Consider the following 16306-nt stretch of genomic DNA (forward strand, 5'->3'; position numbering starts at 1 on the left):
CTCCTTGTCATTTAAAACTCATTTGTTCCAACGAACACTTCATATATTCTTTGATATCGATATCCTTTTTTCGAAACCGTGGAATCTGGTACAATCACATGTAAATCTACTAGCTGATCTATTATCCTTGACACAACATTCACAGATACCCCAGACAGATCCTGTATTTCTTTTTTATTAAACACAATCTGCTTCATAATCACAGGCATAATTCTATATATCGAATTTCCTTTTATCTGCTTAATTGTCTCCATATCTTCTTTGTAAATCACTTTAATTCGTTCCAGTTTGTTAGTATATGAATTGCACTGATCAATCACACACTGTAAAAAGAATTTAATATATCCTGCTACATTGCCTCTTCTACATTCCATAAGATATCTCTGATAAGATGGCTTATATAATTCGAGAATCTCTGACATGTACAAAATCGGAGTACTTTCATCCATCATTGCCATTTGTACCGGAATCAATGCCCTGCCCAGTCTTCCATTTCCATCCTTATATGCATGAATCGTCTCAAACTGCATATGGGATAAAGCAACATTTACCAACAAAGGATCTGTAAACGCATCATTCATATAATCGTATAAATTTATAAGCAATCCATAAACTTCTTCTGGAACTGGCGGAATAAATGTTGCTCCCTCAATCGTACATCCTCTTGGTCCGATCCAATTCTGTGTCGTTCGGATTCTTCCGGGCGTTCTTTGCGATCCTCCCACACTATCTAATATAATTTTATGCATTTCATTTACAAGTTCATAATTTATTTGCTTTTTCGTCTGCAAATACGTTTGCGCATATTCGATTGTTTTCTTGAGATTTTGTATTTCCTGATTATCATCTGTTTTTTCCATATATTTCAGATAAAACATTTCATCCTGAGATATCTGTGTTCCCTCAATCTGTGTCGATTTATAACTTTCATTTAATATTACGGAATCCAAGAAATAGCTGGCATCAAATTCCAACGTATTTAACAATGATTTGTATTCCCCATATTTTACATTTGCTTCTGAAATCAGTTTTAACATATCTTTATCTATTTTATAGTCCAAAGGCATACTTTTTGCTTTATATGGTTCCATATATTCACACCCCTTTTTCATTTATAGTAATATAATACCACTCAGGGTCAAAAAAATCACTGTTTTTTGAAAAAACAGTGATTTTTTTGATTTTATAATTTCTTTTTTCACTACTTTATATAAATCTAAGTTTATTTTACCACATTTTTCACATGGGCCAATCTGCGAATGAATTCCTGATTCTCACTGTGGGAACGGATTCCAATGCGGAAATATGTATCATCGAGTCCCTCAAAATCACCGCACGCACGAATCAAAACACCCACTTCAAGCATCCGCTCTTTCAAGTCCGGTTCATCGTGAAATAACAGGAAATTCCCATATCCATCATACACTTCCGCCACCAGCTCACGTAGTCTCGGCACAAGATACGCGCGTTCCGCCTGCAGATTCTCGCGTGTCTTCGCCAGATACTCTGTATCCGATAATGCCGCGATGCCTGCCATCTGTGCGGGAATCGATGTATTCCACGGCTGAAGCTTCGCACGAATCCTCGACTGCAACTCTGTATCCCCGCAAGCCAGATACCCAAGTCGAAGTCCTGCCATACAGTAAATCTTCGTGAATGCACGGAGCACTAACAACCGCGGATGTTTCGCCAGATAAGGCAGCATACTATACGAAGCTTCCTCCTCTAAAAATGGCAGGAAACATTCATCCACACAGACATACGCCTGCATTGCTTCCGCCTTCGCAAGCACGCGCAGGATCTGTTCCCGCGTAAACAATGTTCCGGTTGGATTGTTCGGATTGCACAGGAATACAAGGCGGATGGAATCGTCCAGCTTTGCAAGCAGACGTTGAATTACGGTTTCAGAATCAAACTGCAACCTATCCTGTCCGCTCATATCATCAACGCCCCCATCCGCATCCTCGCATCCTGCATAACTCATCTCTCCGCCTCCCGCAGCGACAGCTTCCGCATACCCGGTAAAAGTCGGTGCAATTGCAAGTGCCTTCCCGGGAATCGTCTGTCCAAGTGCATACAGAAGCTCCGCTGCGCCGTTCCCGGGAATAATCCGGTCTGCCGGTATATTTTGTGCTTTCGCAATCGCATGACACAACTGTTCCGCCTTGTAATCGGGATATCTGCCAGTCAATACAACACCCTCATGCGCCGCCTGAATACTTGCAAGCGGCATACCAAGTGGATTGACATTGATAGAAAAATCATATTCGATTGGATTTCGGTAGACATCTCCACCGTGGGTATAGTTATATTCCATGTTTTATTCCTCGCATTTTTATAAAACAGATTATTGCTTCACATATCTTTGATTCTTACTATTCGGTTTATCCGGTAACGTCATTCTGATAACCCCCAGTTCAATTGCCGGATTGATATAGTTTTTCCTAAGCGTTTCTTTCGACCGCAGTCCCAGCGCTTGCATAATAGCATTTGATGTATATGGGATATCATATTCCATCACATCTAATATACGTTTTACATATTCCGATGTTTCAGAGTCTGATTTGCGAATCTGTGCAATCACTTCGTCAAGGATCTGCCAAATCATTTCCAGCATAAATTCAATAAAATTATCTGAATTACCATTGACATGACATTGTGCGATTGCGTCATAATATTCTGCCTGGTATTTTTCTATCTGACTCTCCAATGGAATATACTCAAAAACATTTCTCCAGCGATACAGGATAGCTGTATGCCACAATCTTGCCATTCTTCCATTTCCGTCTGCGAAAGGATGAATAAATACAAACTCATAATGAAATACTGCAGACAATATAAGCGGATGAACCACACCTTCACTTTTCTTCATCCATGTAAATAAGTCATTCATCAAATTGTCTACCATCTGTGGAGGTGGTGCCACAAAAATGCATGTATCACCGGAAAATACGCCTTCATCGCCTTTTCTGAAAACTCCGGATTCATTGACTGTTCGGTATGTCATAATTCCATGTATCTTTTTTAGATCTATTATACTGAACGGATTGATGTCTGGGATATGCTCATATGCTTCATATGCGTTTTTTACTTCCTGAATTTCCTTCTGGTCGCCAAGAACCAAATGACCATTTATAACATCCCGGACTTCTGACAAGGACAAGGAATTCGCTTCTATCTTCAACGAAGAATGTATCGATTGGATTCTGTTATTTCTTCGCAAATGCGGTCTGGATTCCAATTCCCTGTGACTATTGATCTTTCCTATTTTCTCAGATATCTCTGAAACAAGCTCCAACATTTTATTTGATATTGTATATGGTGGTATATAATTTTGCATTTAACCAACTCCATCTTGCTTATTATCTTGCTTATTATCTTACTATATATTTTATCCGAATTCAATAAAAAAATCCCACTGACGCATTTTACAATCCTAACAAATGCACCAGTGGGAATATCATCTTATGCCGTTTTATTCTTTTTCTCCCGTCTTACAAAGAGGAACGCACACAAGCCTGCAAAGACAATCGTCACAACTACAAGCACCGGAATCACCGGGATTGGAGAGACGCTTGCGCAAACAAGCTTCAGCCCCTGATACAATGTGTATACACCGAAGACGGAGAAGATTGCAAATGCAAGCATGCTAAGCAGTCCGTCCGGCGTCTTGCTCTTCAGCAGATATCCGATCAGCATACCAAGCATATCCGCAGCGAACAGTCCGAGCGAGCAGCCAATCCATACAACGAATGCCGCACGCATGCCTTCATTTGCGCCAAATGTGATTGCGGTAAGCTGTGTCTTATCGCCAAGCTCTGCCACGAAGAATGTACAAAATACCGCAAGCGGCGCAAACTTGATCTTCGTCTTACCATCTTCTTCCTCTTCTTCATCGTCACCGGCAATCGTGGATGCGGCGAAATAAAGGAATGCGAGTGCTGCAATCATCTTGATTACCCATTCCGGCACAAACTCGCTGACAAGTCCGCCTGCCAGAACCGCAAGTCCGTTCAGTATAAGAATCGCAACACCGGTACCGAGTATAATGTCCCTTAATTTGTATTTCGAAGTAAGCGCGATCAGCATAAGCTGGGTTTTATCGCCCATCTCTGCTATAAACTCCGTGAAAAACACCTTGAAGAATAATATCATTTGTCCGAGCTCCCCTTTATCTTACTATGATGTAAACCGCATATGCCGCGTAAAGCGCAACCATACACAGTCCTTCCGCTCTTCCGATTTTCTTCTTCGTTCCTGCAAAGATCCATGCACATATGGTAAATACGATCAGTACACACAGGTCAATGATATTTTCTGTAATGATGCTGATCGGGCTGATCGCCGATGCTATACCAAGCACCATCAATATATTAAATATATTGGAACCGATTGCATTTCCAAGTGCCATATCCACTTCATTCTTTCTGGCTGCTACGATAGATGTAACAAGCTCCGGAAGCGATGTTCCGATTGAAACGATCGTAAGCCCGATCAGTGTCTGGCTCATACCGAGATCGCTTGCGATTCTGGATGCGGCATCAACCGTCACATCTCCGCCGACAGCAATTGCGATTGCGCCGCCAATGATAAACAGGATGCTCACAGGAACAGACACAAGCTTGATCTCCTCGTCCGATCCACCTTCGATCTCGACCTTCTTACCTTCCTTACTTGCCTTCATCGCAGTCCGGACCATGTAGATAATGTAACATGCAAAAAGCACTATAAATATCACACCATCCATATGTCCAAGCGTCATACCGGTCTTGTCGCCAAGTCCGACAATTCCAAGAAGCATCAGAAGTCCGGCACATATAAGGGATAACGGGATATCTCTCCTGATTGTTTCCCTTGCAACATTCACTGTTGCCAATATGGCACACACGCCAATGACGACCATCAGATTAAAGATATTGGACCCAACGACATTGCTGACTGCAAGCTCATTGTTGCCTGCAAGGGAAGCAGACACACTGACTGCGGTTTCCGGAAGGGATGTCCCCATCGCAACGATGGTAAGTCCGATAATAATCGACGGCACATGCAGCCGCTTCGCCACGCTGGAACTTCCCTCCACAAAGAAGTCCGCACCCTTGATAAGCAGTACAAAGCCTATCACAAGGAATACAAGCACAAGGGCAAATGGGGCATTGTTAATGATTTTTTCCATGGTTTCCTCCTTTTCTCGTTCAAAGCTTCCGTCAGCCGAAATCCTGCTATCATAAGTATGGATAGCTTAAAAAAAGACTCATGTATATCAATCAGCTGCCTGTGTAGATTATTGCACAGACGGTTGATCAATATACATGAGTCTCATTATTTAAGATTTGCCAGATTATACTCTCAACTTATAATCAGAATGTTGACAAACCACACTTTCGCGCTAACTACTCCCTCATGGACTGTTCAATTACCTGATAAATTTTATCAAATATAGCGGTGTGTGTCAACAGGGGAATCCGGAAGAAATGCTTCTCATAACCGAAAATCACTGCGTAAACATCACTTCAAAAACCGTTCCTCCCGATGGGTTTGGTCGGACAGTAATACTTCCGTCATGTACTCTCACGATTTCATAAACAAGTGCAAGTCCAAGCCCGACACCTCCAAGCGCGCGGCTTCTGGATTTATCCACTCGAAAGAACGGCTCAAAGACACGCTCCCGAAGCTCCTCCGGGATTCCGTTCCCCGTATCGGCTACCGACAGGCAAACGCACTTTTCCTTCCGGAATGCACTTACTGTGACCTGTCCGCCCGGATGATTATATTTGATTGCGTTCTCAACAAGATTATATACCAGCCTATAGATAAGAATATCGCTTCCAACTATCGTTATATCCTCGCAGTTCCCGGTCAGTTCTACATGCTTCTCCCTGGCAAGCGGTTCTAAGTCTGCCAATACCTCATCCACAAGAGCGTCGACCATAATTGTCTCATCCCGTCCAACTGTCTGAAGCTCACTCATGTCGAGAAGCGTCTTCACCATCTTGCTGAGTCTGTCGTTTTGTTCCGTAACCATCTTGATTGTCTGTACGGTGTCGGCATCGCTGCCCGGATGCTGCCCGGAATTATAGGAATCGAGCTGCACCTGCATTAAAGCTAACGGGGTTCTCAGCTCGTGTGCTGCATTTGCGGTAAATTGCCTCTGTACCTCAAATGCATCCGAGAGACGTCCGAGCATCTTGTTGTAGGAGACACTCAGCTGGTTCAGTTCTTTCACCTTATTTTCTTCGAGTCTTGAATCAGCCAGATTCTGCGCCTGCACCTCTTCGATCTTATCCGAGAACTCACGAATCGGCCGGAGCGCATGTCCGCTTATAAAATAGGTAGCCACTCCGCCAAGCAGCGCCAGCACCGCCGAGATTATCAGACTGTTTTTCCTGTAGTCGGTCTTGTTATTATATACCTGGACGGAAAAATCATTCGCAAACTCATCCCAATTATCTTCCGGAATACTGATATAGATTTCATCTGCATCATCCGCCTTCTCATCTCCCCTGGCATCGACAGTCTCCTTCAGGGAGTCAATATAATACACACCGTTTTTATAGACAAGCATAGTCAAACAGCCACATATAACTGCGATATATATGGTAATTATACAGGTCAGTCTCCACTGCAGTGACATCTTTTTCATTGATTGGACTCCTCTCGTAGTTTATATCCCTCGCCCACCTTGTTCAGGATCGGATCATATCCAAGCACCGCCTTGAGCTTTCTCCGGAGTGAAGACATATGTACCCGGATGGCTCCGCTGAAACTGTCCACAGATGCATCCCATACATGCTCCATCAGTTCCTCCTGGCTCACCGGTCTGCCCAGGTTGAGCAGCAGATATTCCAAAATTCCATTCTCTTTTCTTGTCAAAGGAACGATCTGCCCTTTGGCGTATGCTTCGCGCCGGATCGTATCGAACTTTATCCCGCCACATTCCAGACATACATCCTTCTGCACAAATTTCCTTCTTGTCAGGCTTCTGATACGTGCCTCAAGTTCCTGCAGATGAAACGGTTTTTCCATATAGTCATTTGCCCCCGCATCCAGCCCTTCAACCTTATCCGCGATCTGTCCTCTGGCGGATAATATAAGCACCTTCGTCTCCTCGTTGCTCTGTCTTAGTTCGCGCAGAATCTCCATCCCATCCATACCAGGCAGGTTCAGATCCAGCACGATCAAATCATAATTCTCTGCCAGAATGCATTCAAGCGCCGTTTCTCCATCATAACAGGTATCCACCTCATACCCGGCATCATACAGGCTTTTCGCAACTGTATCGCATAGTTGTTTCTCATCTTCCACTATTAATAATCTCAAAATATTTCTCCCATTTCTTAACAATAATTTTACAACTGCTATTGTATAATACCGAAGTCAGCTGGTCAACAAATACAACAAACGAAAGGAGCAATTATATCTTGAAGCGCAGAAAAATATCCCAAATTGTTTTGCTCATCACAGGTATCGCCATGATCAGCTATGGTGCAGTCAGAGGAGAAGCTGCCACCGTGCTGGGCAAAGCTATAAAATTATGTCTGGAGTGTGTCGGAATTGGATAAGAAAAAGAAATCACTATCACAAAAAACTGCCCGGATACGCGGATGGATACAGGCAGCCGCCACGCTGCTTACCAATATCCATATTCCTAATCTGTTTAAGGGCAAAATATACCAGGGCAAAGCAAAAACAGTCTGTGTGCCGGGATTAAACTGTTATTCCTGTCCCGCCGCAACAGGTGCCTGCCCGATCGGCGCCTTTCAGGCAGTGGTCGGATCGTCCAAATTTAAATTCACCTATTACATAACCGGGTTTTTTATTCTGCTCGGTGTGTTACTCGGAAGATTCATATGCGGATTCCTGTGTCCGTTTGGATGGTTTCAGGATTTACTTCATAAAATCCCCGGGAAGAAATTCTCCACAGCCAGACTGAAACCGCTGAGATACCTCAAATATATCATCCTCGTTGTTTTCGTTATACTTCTGCCGATGCTTATGACGAACTCAATCGGAATGGGTGACCCATTCTTCTGCAAGTATATTTGTCCGCAAGGTGTCTTAGAGGGAGCCATCCCGCTGTCGATTGGAAACCCGGCTATACGATCTGCATTGGGAAAGCTGTTTTCCTTTAAATGCCTGATCTTAATTACAGTTATAGTGCTGAGTATTTTGTTCTACAGGCCCTTCTGTAAATGGATCTGTCCGCTTGGAGCAATCTACTCCCTGTTTAACAAGGTGAGCCTTCTAAGCATCCGGGTGGATGGAAGTAAATGTGTGGGCTGTAATCAATGTGTGAAGGCATGTAAAATGGATGTTGACGTGTGCAAGACACCAAACCATCCGGAATGCATCCGGTGCGGTGCCTGCATAAAGGCTTGTCCAAAAGACGCAATCCATTACCAGTTTCTAGGCGGTGCCTGTCAGCAAAAGGAGGACAGCAGGAAGCCGCAATCAACCGATAACAATTAAATTTTAATATAATTCAAAGGAGCAATAATCATGAAAACGAAAAAAACTTTTATTCCTATTGTAACACTCTGTGCAGCATTATTCCTTACGGCTTGCACCGGAAAGGGCGCTGCAACCACGGAAAAACCACAGGATTCCCAGACGGAAGCCAGTACAGAAGCCACAGGGGATTCCAGCACAACACTGGATGATTTATATCAGCAGGAAAACCAGATCTTTGCCGATCATGAGGATGTATGGAACAAAGTGTTCGGCATGATGAACAAAAGCACTGCCGATCCAAGCGGAAATTATGCAGATTTTCTAGCCAGCACCGTTGAATCAAACAAGGATGCTTTTACAAAAGACGAATTGAACACACTTACGACTGATATTGAGACTATACGGAAGATCGAAGAACAGATCGCCGAAATCGAGAAGAAAGACACAACCTCCGAGAGTGCTGACGCAAACGACAATTCCGGATCCACATCTCCGTTTCGCAATTTCTCCGGTCAGGATTATGACGGTAATACGGTTGACGAAAGCCTGTTTTCCGGGAATGCAGTCACAGTCATCAATTTCTGGTTTACCGGCTGTAAGCCTTGTGTTGCAGAGTTATCGAAGCTTAATGAATTAAACGATGCCATCAAGTCCATGGGCGGCGAAGTGATCGGCATCAACACAGAAACCTTCGACGGAAACGAAACTGCGATCAAAGAAGCCGCAGCAGTTCTTGAAAGCCAGGGTGCCAAATACCGCAATCTCTCCATCGACGCCTCTTCCGATGCAGGAAAATACGCTTCCGATATTATGGCATTTCCTACAACCATACTCGTTGACAGAAACGGTAATATTGTCGGAGATCCAATGCTTGGAGGAATTGATAACCAGGACAACTATGATACTCTGATGAAACAGATCCAATCTGTAATTGATGCAGATAGCGCAAATAAATAATTGAATCAGGGACAGGCTGAAAGACGATTGTTTTCCAGCCTGTCCCTGAATATCCATTTACATTTCCGGAAATCGCATACAGAATAATGACTACAATTCCATCGTCATACATGAATCCGATGCCTTAAAGCCTAATGCTTCATACAAAGGTCTTCCCATCTTTGTTGAGTCCAGGCTGATCTCTGTCACACCATTTTCCTTTGCCTCTTCAATCAGAATCTCAACCATCTTCTTAGAGATGCCTCTTCTTCTGTGATCTGCACGGGTATAGACATTCATCAAATGCGCCCGATTGCCTGTCGGGTGCGAGAATGTCGGCATAATCCATATATAGGATAGGCTTGCACAGCCTACGGGAGTTTGCCCATCAAGTGCAATAACCGTTGTCTGCTCACCTGACTCAAAATACCGCCTGCTCTCAGAGATAAAATCCTCATCATATTCATACTCACCGGACAGATCATTTACCTCTCTAAGCATTTCAAGTCTCAGCTTCATGAGGATTTCCATATCATCTTTTGTAGTCTTTCTGTATAAAATCTCGTTCATTTCCTACTCCCTTAACAATCTATCGAGCAACATCTGCCCACAGTCAGTCGTTTTGTATTCTCCAAGTTTCATGTTTTATCCTCATAAACTGGAATTTTCACACTTCGTCAACTAATGTTTTTTCTCTATAAAGCAAGGTCACAACAAATGCAATAATTATCAAAATATGTAATACAATATGATATACATCAGGAACATATCTTCCATCCACATTTATTAATTGAATACATTCTGAAAAATAGGCAATCTTCTTGTCCATTTCTCCCATAAATCCTCTTCCAAATAAAGTATACCATTCATGACTTAAGAACTGAGTGACAAACCACCCTGCCAACCATATCAAATGTATATTCCTTCCAACATTTTTTGTAACTAACATTAAAACGAATGTAATTGTCGGAATAAGCATAAATAGCCATTCTTCCTCAAATGCACCTGTTACCAAGTATTTGTCTCCAATCTTCAATCCTATCATTGAAAGAAAATACCACAGTAAAAGAATTATATTTACAATTATTAAATGTGTTTTTTTTCATAAATCATATCTCCTAGACAATTCTTAAAATTCAAATTTTCATGTGTTCGACAAACTGGAATTTATATAATTATTCCTCTAACTTTCCCTATTTTACAGGCTTTCCCGCCTGTTCATTAGTGAAATGATATGTAGTTTCCCTTATTTTTGCCCTTATGAGATAATCACAAGGGAAATAAGGGAAATTTTTTAGTCATTGCCTACCACTTTATCAAGAAGCCGAACCGATTTTCGTTTCGCATCTCTTGTGGAGTGAGCATAGACGTTCATTGTGGTACTGACATCTGAGTGTCCCAACAATTCCTGTACATCTTTTGGGGCTGCTCCATTTGCTAAAAGGTTGCTTGTATAGGTGTGACGTAACTGGTGGAAATGAAAGCCTTCAAATCCCTCTAATGCTTTTGCCACCTTTCTGCATACCGTCCCCAAAGTAGTCGGAAGTTCCAGACAACCATCCGGTCTTAAGCAGACAAAAGAAATTTCTTTATAATCTGCCGGGACTTCCTGCGTTCTGTCTAAGCAATAATATTCGTAGTACACTCTGTTTTTCTCTTTGACCTCTTTGTAGTAGTTCGTGTGATAAAGTTCTTCGTACTGCATTCGATTTTTTAACTGCTCTTTCCGGGCATTACGGAAAATCTCTACCAGTGTATCTCCAAAATCAACAACCCTTACTTTTTTCCGCTTGGTTGGTCCGATGATATATTTGCGCTTTGAGCCATCATATCGGATGCTGCGTCTTATGGTAAGGCATTGTTCTTCCAGATTTACGTCCTGCCATGCCAAACCACAGGCTTCTCCAATACGAAGCCCGGCATAATAGGCTATCTGGATTGGAAGTATTGCGGCTGGGTTCTTTTTTTGCAGATAAGCAAGCAGTCTTTCATAATCTTCTCGTGAAATTGGTTGGACATTTCCGTCCATATCCTCATCAGAAAACAAATCCACTTCATCCGTCTGATACCGCAGTTTAATATACTGCATAGGATTGAACGTAATATACTGCTTTGGAAATACTGCAAAGCGGAATGATTGCTGCATGACTGCGGAAAAAGAATGGATGTAATCTTTGCTGTAACCCTTTCTCTCTTTTCCATCGGGATGAACTCCCCCGAAGGAAAGCAAATCGAAGAAAGATTGCAAATGTTCAGAGGTTACATTTTTCAGTTTACGTTCTGCCAATGGGTGTTTCTTAATATTTCGGATTGTTCCGAGGTAATTCTCCACCGTACCATTGCTGAGCGTACCTGTTTTTAATTCCTCCTCTGCCCACACATCCAAAAGCTGTCCGACTGTGAGATTATCCGCTTTGGCAACAAATTTCTTTTTCTCATAATCATCCATTGCCTGACGGAGCAGTTTTTCAGTTTCACTTTTGCTTTCTGTTCCAACGCATTCTTTCTGAACAAGATTGCCGCTTGCGTCCTCTACATAGAAGCGGTAGTACCATTTCTTTCCTTTTTTTCTTACAGATCCTTTTGCCATAATCGTATGTCTCCTTTCGATATTAGACAATCGGAACTGATGAAATGCTTCGTGCGTGTAAGTATATCATAACTCCGGTTGTCTTACTATACCGATTCGGAATCTTCGTATAAGACTTCTGATAAAAGATTTGCAAGCCTTTGTTCTGCTGTTTTTGGTTTCTTGGAATAGAGCCTTACAATGTCTGCCATCTCATTAAAAGCATTGATGGTATGAGTGATTTCCCTTAAGAACATAATCTCATTATATTCCTCATTCGATTCAAACCCTATTGTTTTGGCAATATCCGTCTGACCAGCATTTCCCTTGAAGTTTTTGCAGGCGAACTGGAAGGAATCCAAAAACAGACCATATTGTTTTAACATCAGCAGTAATAAATCTTTTGAAAAAGCATCTTCTTCTTTGGTAAGGGCAAGCGGTAACTGTTCCAGAATATCTCCCATCGCATCACGAATCTGTAATTCTCTCTTATCCGTAATGTCGGTTTCATATTCATCTGTTTCCCCTTTGAGCCATTCCACAGATACATGGAGTGCTTCCGAAAGACCTTCCAGCACCATTTTTTTCGTATTGTCAATCGAACCATTCTCATAACGCAGGATTGTAGAAGCGGTAACTCCCATCTTCTCTGCGACATAAGGCTGTGTCAGATTCAATTCCAGACGGCGCTGTTTTATTCTGCTGCCTATCAGCTTGCGTAATTCTTTATCTTTCATGCTGACTGCCTCCTTTTTCGGTATGTATGAATTATAGCATTGTTTTTCCAAAATTGCAATATGCAATGCAATATTTATTTTTAACATTTCGTAACGCTTGACAAAAAGATGTGAAAAGGATATACTTACATCGCAGGAATTGCATAATGCAATTTACAAGGAGGTGATTATATGACGCAAAGAAAAATTGCATTATCCATCGAAGAAGCTGCCGACTATACGGGAATCGGCAGAAACACCTTAAGACAGCTTGTAGAATGGAAGAAACTTCCGGTATTAAAGGTTGGTCGTAAAGTCCTGATTAAAACCGATATTCTGGAAATGTTTATGGAAGCGAATGAAGGTCGTGATTTGAGGGATAGAGGAAATGTAAAAGCCGTAACAAGAACTGCGGCAAATTAAAAAGGCGGCTTCCCAAGAAACCGCCAAAGGTTCTATCAGACCGAAGCCATGATATACCTACACGCAAGAAGATTATACCATGTGCTTCTTCTGATACGCAACCGAGAACTTATGTTTGTGAAGGAAAGGAGAATGTAAGAATGGCAAAATCAACAAAAAGTTATGAAGCACGAATGCTTGAAATGGAAAAGAAAGAGCAGGAAAGCCTTGAAAAGGCGAAACGATATGCGGCACAGAAGAAAGAACTTCTGAAGCGAAAGAAAGCCGAAGAAAGTAAAAAACGAACCCATAGGCTCTGTCAGATTGGCGGTGCGGTGGAATCCGTTCTCGGTGCGCCTATTGAGGAAGAAGACATCCCAAAGCTGATTGGTTTTCTGAAAAGGCAGGAAGCCAACGGGAAATTTTTCTCAAAGGCAATGCAGAAAGAAGTCAATACCGATATGGAGAAAGTGTAATGGCGGAGGGGATGAGTTTTTCATTCCCTTCATTGCTTTTTCATGAAGGGCGCACTTATGGACAACCAGAGGTCGTCCCAATAAGTTTGCCACAAGTGGCAACCGGTCTGCGTTCACGCTTGCCGGGCTCGTTCCGTCGGCGGGGCTTTCAGCCAGACCTGCTCATGCCGCAGGAGGCACTCTTCGCCAGAGAGGCGCATTCCATGCAGGCTGCTATGCGCAGGGCACTCTTACGCAGAGGGCGTTCCGGCAATGCTGCTTTTCCTAAAACCGAAAGCAATGTTGCCGGAAATCTATGCCGGATGTGCAGAAAGGAGGAATCCAGACATGGCGATTTTTCATTACACAGTCAAAATAGTCGGACGAAGTAAAGGGAAATCTGTTATCTCCGCTTCCGCATATCTCAATGGGGATGTGATGAAAAACGAGGAAACCGGGAGAATCAGTTATTACACTTCTAAAAAAGAAGTGGTCTACACTCGGCTGATGATGTGTGAAAACGCACCTCCTGAATGGCAGATAGTACCAGAAGAAAATATAAAACGCTTTCAAAAATCTGTCCGATACAAAAGATCAGAAGATAAAGAAGCTGCTTTAGAAAAATTTAAAATCACATTTCAGAAACAAAGGTTATGGAATGAGGTATTGAAGATTGAAAAAAATGCAGATGCCCAACTTGGCAGGTCATTTGAATTTGCCCTTCCCAAAGAATGGAACAGACAGGAACAAATTCAATATACAACTGACTATATTCAAAAAACTTTTGTAGATAGAGGAATGTGTGCTGATTGGAGTATCCACGATAAAGGGGATGGCAACCCCCATGTCCATCTGCTTCTGACTATGCGTCCTTTTAACCCGGATCATTCTTGGGGAAAGAAAGAAGTCAAGGATTGGGATTTTCTCAGAGATAAAAACGGAAATATCGTGATTGATGAATCCCATCCGAACTGGTGGCAGGATAAGAAAAACCCTGACCGTCATGGAATCCGTATCCCTGTATTAGACGAAAACGGAATTCAGAAGATGGGTGCAAGAAACCGCCTGCAATGGAAACGGGTGCTGACCGATGCTAACGGATGGAACAATCCAAAAAATTGTGAACTGTGGCGGAGTGAATGGGCAAAGGTGTGTAATGAACATCTTCCTTTGCATAATCAGGTCGATCACCGTTCTTATGAAAAACAGGGAAAACTCCAGATTCCTACCATCCATGAAGGCGCTGACGCAAGAAAGATTGAACAAAAGTTTCTTGCCGGGCAGGAAATAAAAGGTTCGTGGAAAGTAGCGGAAAATCAAATCATAAAACAACAAAACACGTTATTGCAAAAGATACTGGACACCTTTGGAAAAGTATCGGGTGCATTATCATTATGGAAGGAGCGATTAAATGACATTAGAAGAAAGCCGGGAAATTATACCCTTAATGGAATCCATGATTGGGCAAATCGAAGAACAGCAGACCTTAATGGCAGAAATGATTCTGGAAATGCAGAACCGGGACACCCAACTCTCTCTTATGCAGGAACAGAATCAGAAATTGCAAAAATTAAACAGCGAGTTATCCGAGCTGCTCAACATTTTGCCAAATACCGAGGAACTGCTTTCCAAGATGGAAGAACAGAAAACGAAGATAGAACTTTGGGAAAACGAAAATCAGCAATGGCAGAAATTGGTACAGAAACTGAACAGCGAAAACAGTTTATTACTGAAACAGAACACCGAATTGCTGAACTGGAACAGCAGATAGAGAAAGGACGTGATATAGATGAACGAATCCAGAGAATCAAAGAACGCCGAACAGTTGGAAGAACTTCTCCTCTTGACCGAGGAGATACAAGAAGAACTGGAACAGAAAGACCAGCTTATCGTGGAACTAAAGACGCAGCTCAACGAATCTCTGACCTTGAACGAGAAATTAAACAAAGAGAACAGAGCCGGGAATATTCAAGCATTAAAGAACGACTTGAAGCTAGCAGACAGAGCATTGCGGAACGAGAAAGAGAAGCTGCGAAGCGCAAACGTCACGATAGGGGAATGTCAAGATAAAATACGATGCTTAACACAACAACGGGATTATGCCCGGACACATCAGAAAATCGTAGAGATACCGGTAGAAAAGCCGGTACTCTATGAAAAATGTGAAGCCTGTGACCGGACAGACTATCAGAATGCAAAAGCAAAATACGAAACACAAAAAGAGCGACTTGCAGGACAATATAAAGCAAAAACGGTAATGTTCCAAACAACCTTGTTCCTTCTTGCATGGTATTCGCTGACAACCACTCTTTTTCAGGCAGTACAGTCAGATGTGCTCCTTTCCGATTGCAAATCATTCTTCCATGATGCAGCGTCATTCATACAAACTTTTATCGGTTGGACGATTGAGGTCGGGCAATCTGTGGCACAGATTAGCACAAAAATTCCAAATCCTTTTATAGCCGGAATGGTATATTGGATATTGCTAATATTGATTGTAGGAATATGTGTGGCAGGAACAGGGATACTGGCGATACTGATAGAAATAAAGGTTATAGAATTATATAGGGAAAAGTGTTGGGATGTCATTACTCTACTGATGATACTGACAAGTGCTGCTGTCATCATTTATTTTGGAGAAGCAATCAAAAAAGCACTGTCAGTAAATCTTCTATTGCTTTTTGTACTTTTGCAGGGCGCATATGTTGGACTTAGGTGTTATTTAGAATCGTACCTTGAGAAAAGAAACTATTAAGCATTTTTTACAAAGCTATGTACAA

The 16306-nt window shown here is 42.3% G+C and carries 18 protein-coding genes; 7 read left to right on the forward strand and 11 right to left on the reverse strand.

The genetic code is table 11. From position 1 onward, the window contains the following. Positions 1 to 11: 11 nt before the first annotated feature. From H9Q76_RS12725 to H9Q76_RS12755, 7 genes are all read right to left on the reverse strand, one after another. Complete coding sequence (locus tag H9Q76_RS12725) at positions 12 to 1091, reverse strand: Fic family protein (protein WP_118374336.1); 1080 nt, start codon at positions 1089 to 1091, stop codon at positions 12 to 14. Between the two features lie 131 nt (positions 1092 to 1222). After that, positions 1223 to 2317: a pyridoxal phosphate-dependent aminotransferase gene (locus H9Q76_RS12730; protein WP_249321265.1), complete on the reverse strand. Its 1095-nt coding sequence runs from the start codon at positions 2315 to 2317 to the stop codon at positions 1223 to 1225. A gap of 30 nt (positions 2318 to 2347) precedes the next feature. Then, on the reverse strand, positions 2348 to 3340 hold the full coding sequence (locus H9Q76_RS12735; protein WP_249321266.1) for a Fic family protein: 993 nt from the start codon (positions 3338 to 3340) through the stop codon (positions 2348 to 2350). 125 nt (positions 3341 to 3465) lie between these two features. After that, positions 3466 to 4155 carry a TMEM165/GDT1 family protein gene (locus tag H9Q76_RS12740; protein WP_249321267.1) on the reverse strand — a complete coding sequence of 230 codons (690 nt, stop codon included), beginning with the start codon at positions 4153 to 4155 and terminating at the stop codon, positions 3466 to 3468. Between the two features lie 16 nt (positions 4156 to 4171). Beyond that, the gene (locus tag H9Q76_RS12745; RefSeq protein ID WP_249321268.1) at positions 4172 to 5173 is read right to left on the reverse strand and encodes a calcium/sodium antiporter; all 1002 of its coding nucleotides are present in this window, start codon (positions 5171 to 5173) and stop codon (positions 4172 to 4174) included. Positions 5174 to 5491: 318 nt separating this feature from the next. After that, positions 5492 to 6640: a sensor histidine kinase gene (locus H9Q76_RS12750; protein WP_249321269.1), complete on the reverse strand. Its 1149-nt coding sequence runs from the start codon at positions 6638 to 6640 to the stop codon at positions 5492 to 5494. Next, positions 6637 to 7317, reverse strand: coding sequence for a response regulator transcription factor (locus tag H9Q76_RS12755; RefSeq protein WP_249321270.1), 681 nt, complete (start codon positions 7315 to 7317; stop codon positions 6637 to 6639). Before H9Q76_RS12755 ends, H9Q76_RS12750 begins: the two co-directional genes overlap by 4 nt. Before the next feature lie 98 nt (positions 7318 to 7415). Between H9Q76_RS12755 and H9Q76_RS12760 the strand changes: the two genes are divergently transcribed. From H9Q76_RS12760 to H9Q76_RS12770, 3 genes are read left to right on the forward strand one after another with little or no spacing between them, the layout of a single operon-like run. Further along, positions 7416 to 7559 carry a CD1871A family CXXC motif-containing protein gene (locus H9Q76_RS12760; protein ID WP_117780134.1) on the forward strand — a complete coding sequence of 48 codons (144 nt, stop codon included), beginning with the start codon at positions 7416 to 7418 and terminating at the stop codon, positions 7557 to 7559. Continuing rightward, entirely contained in the window at positions 7552 to 8466 is a 915-nt protein-coding gene (locus H9Q76_RS12765) for a 4Fe-4S binding protein (protein ID WP_249321271.1), read from the forward strand. Before H9Q76_RS12760 ends, H9Q76_RS12765 begins: the two co-directional genes overlap by 8 nt. Positions 8467 to 8496: 30 nt before the next feature. Next, the gene (locus tag H9Q76_RS12770; protein ID WP_117780002.1) at positions 8497 to 9405 is read left to right on the forward strand and encodes a TlpA disulfide reductase family protein; all 909 of its coding nucleotides are present in this window, start codon (positions 8497 to 8499) and stop codon (positions 9403 to 9405) included. A 90-nt stretch (positions 9406 to 9495) separates the two neighbouring features. Here H9Q76_RS12770 and H9Q76_RS12775 read toward each other — a convergent pair whose 3' ends face one another. The 4 genes from H9Q76_RS12775 to H9Q76_RS12790 all read right to left on the reverse strand — a co-directional run bounded on the left by H9Q76_RS12775 (position 9496) and on the right by H9Q76_RS12790 (position 12690). Next, positions 9496 to 9954, reverse strand: coding sequence for a GNAT family N-acetyltransferase (locus tag H9Q76_RS12775; protein ID WP_249321272.1), 459 nt, complete (start codon positions 9952 to 9954; stop codon positions 9496 to 9498). 97 nt (positions 9955 to 10051) lie between these two features. Beyond that, positions 10052 to 10399 carry a hypothetical protein gene (locus tag H9Q76_RS12780; RefSeq protein ID WP_249321273.1) on the reverse strand — a complete coding sequence of 116 codons (348 nt, stop codon included), beginning with the start codon at positions 10397 to 10399 and terminating at the stop codon, positions 10052 to 10054. Between the two features lie 279 nt (positions 10400 to 10678). Beyond that, positions 10679 to 11974 (reverse strand): tyrosine-type recombinase/integrase, encoded by a 1296-nt coding sequence (locus tag H9Q76_RS12785; protein WP_006859611.1) that lies wholly within the window; start codon positions 11972 to 11974, stop codon positions 10679 to 10681. 86 nt (positions 11975 to 12060) lie between these two features. Next, entirely contained in the window at positions 12061 to 12690 is a 630-nt protein-coding gene (locus H9Q76_RS12790; RefSeq protein WP_015529844.1) for a helix-turn-helix domain-containing protein, read from the reverse strand. Positions 12691 to 12861: 171 nt separating this feature from the next. Between H9Q76_RS12790 and H9Q76_RS12795 the strand changes: the two genes are divergently transcribed. From H9Q76_RS12795 to H9Q76_RS12810, 4 genes are all read left to right on the forward strand, one after another. Next, positions 12862 to 13092, forward strand: a complete 231-nt coding sequence (locus H9Q76_RS12795) for a helix-turn-helix domain-containing protein (protein ID WP_004843519.1) — start codon at positions 12862 to 12864, stop codon at positions 13090 to 13092. Positions 13093 to 13232: 140 nt separating this feature from the next. Beyond that, on the forward strand, positions 13233 to 13547 hold the full coding sequence (locus H9Q76_RS12800) for a relaxasome subunit MobC (RefSeq protein ID WP_118178380.1): 315 nt from the start codon (positions 13233 to 13235) through the stop codon (positions 13545 to 13547). Between the two features lie 327 nt (positions 13548 to 13874). After that, positions 13875 to 15596: a MobA/MobL family protein gene (locus H9Q76_RS12805; protein WP_249321274.1), complete on the forward strand. Its 1722-nt coding sequence runs from the start codon at positions 13875 to 13877 to the stop codon at positions 15594 to 15596. Beyond that, positions 15535 to 16281, forward strand: a complete 747-nt coding sequence (locus H9Q76_RS12810) for a DUF6040 family protein (RefSeq protein WP_006858470.1) — start codon at positions 15535 to 15537, stop codon at positions 16279 to 16281. The genes H9Q76_RS12805 and H9Q76_RS12810 overlap by 62 nt, the downstream gene beginning before the upstream one ends. The last annotated feature ends 25 nt before the right edge of the window (positions 16282 to 16306 follow it).

The organism is Wujia chipingensis (genome assembly GCF_014337155.1).
Lineage (GTDB): Bacteria > Bacillota > Clostridia > Lachnospirales > Lachnospiraceae > Coprococcus_C > Coprococcus_C hominis.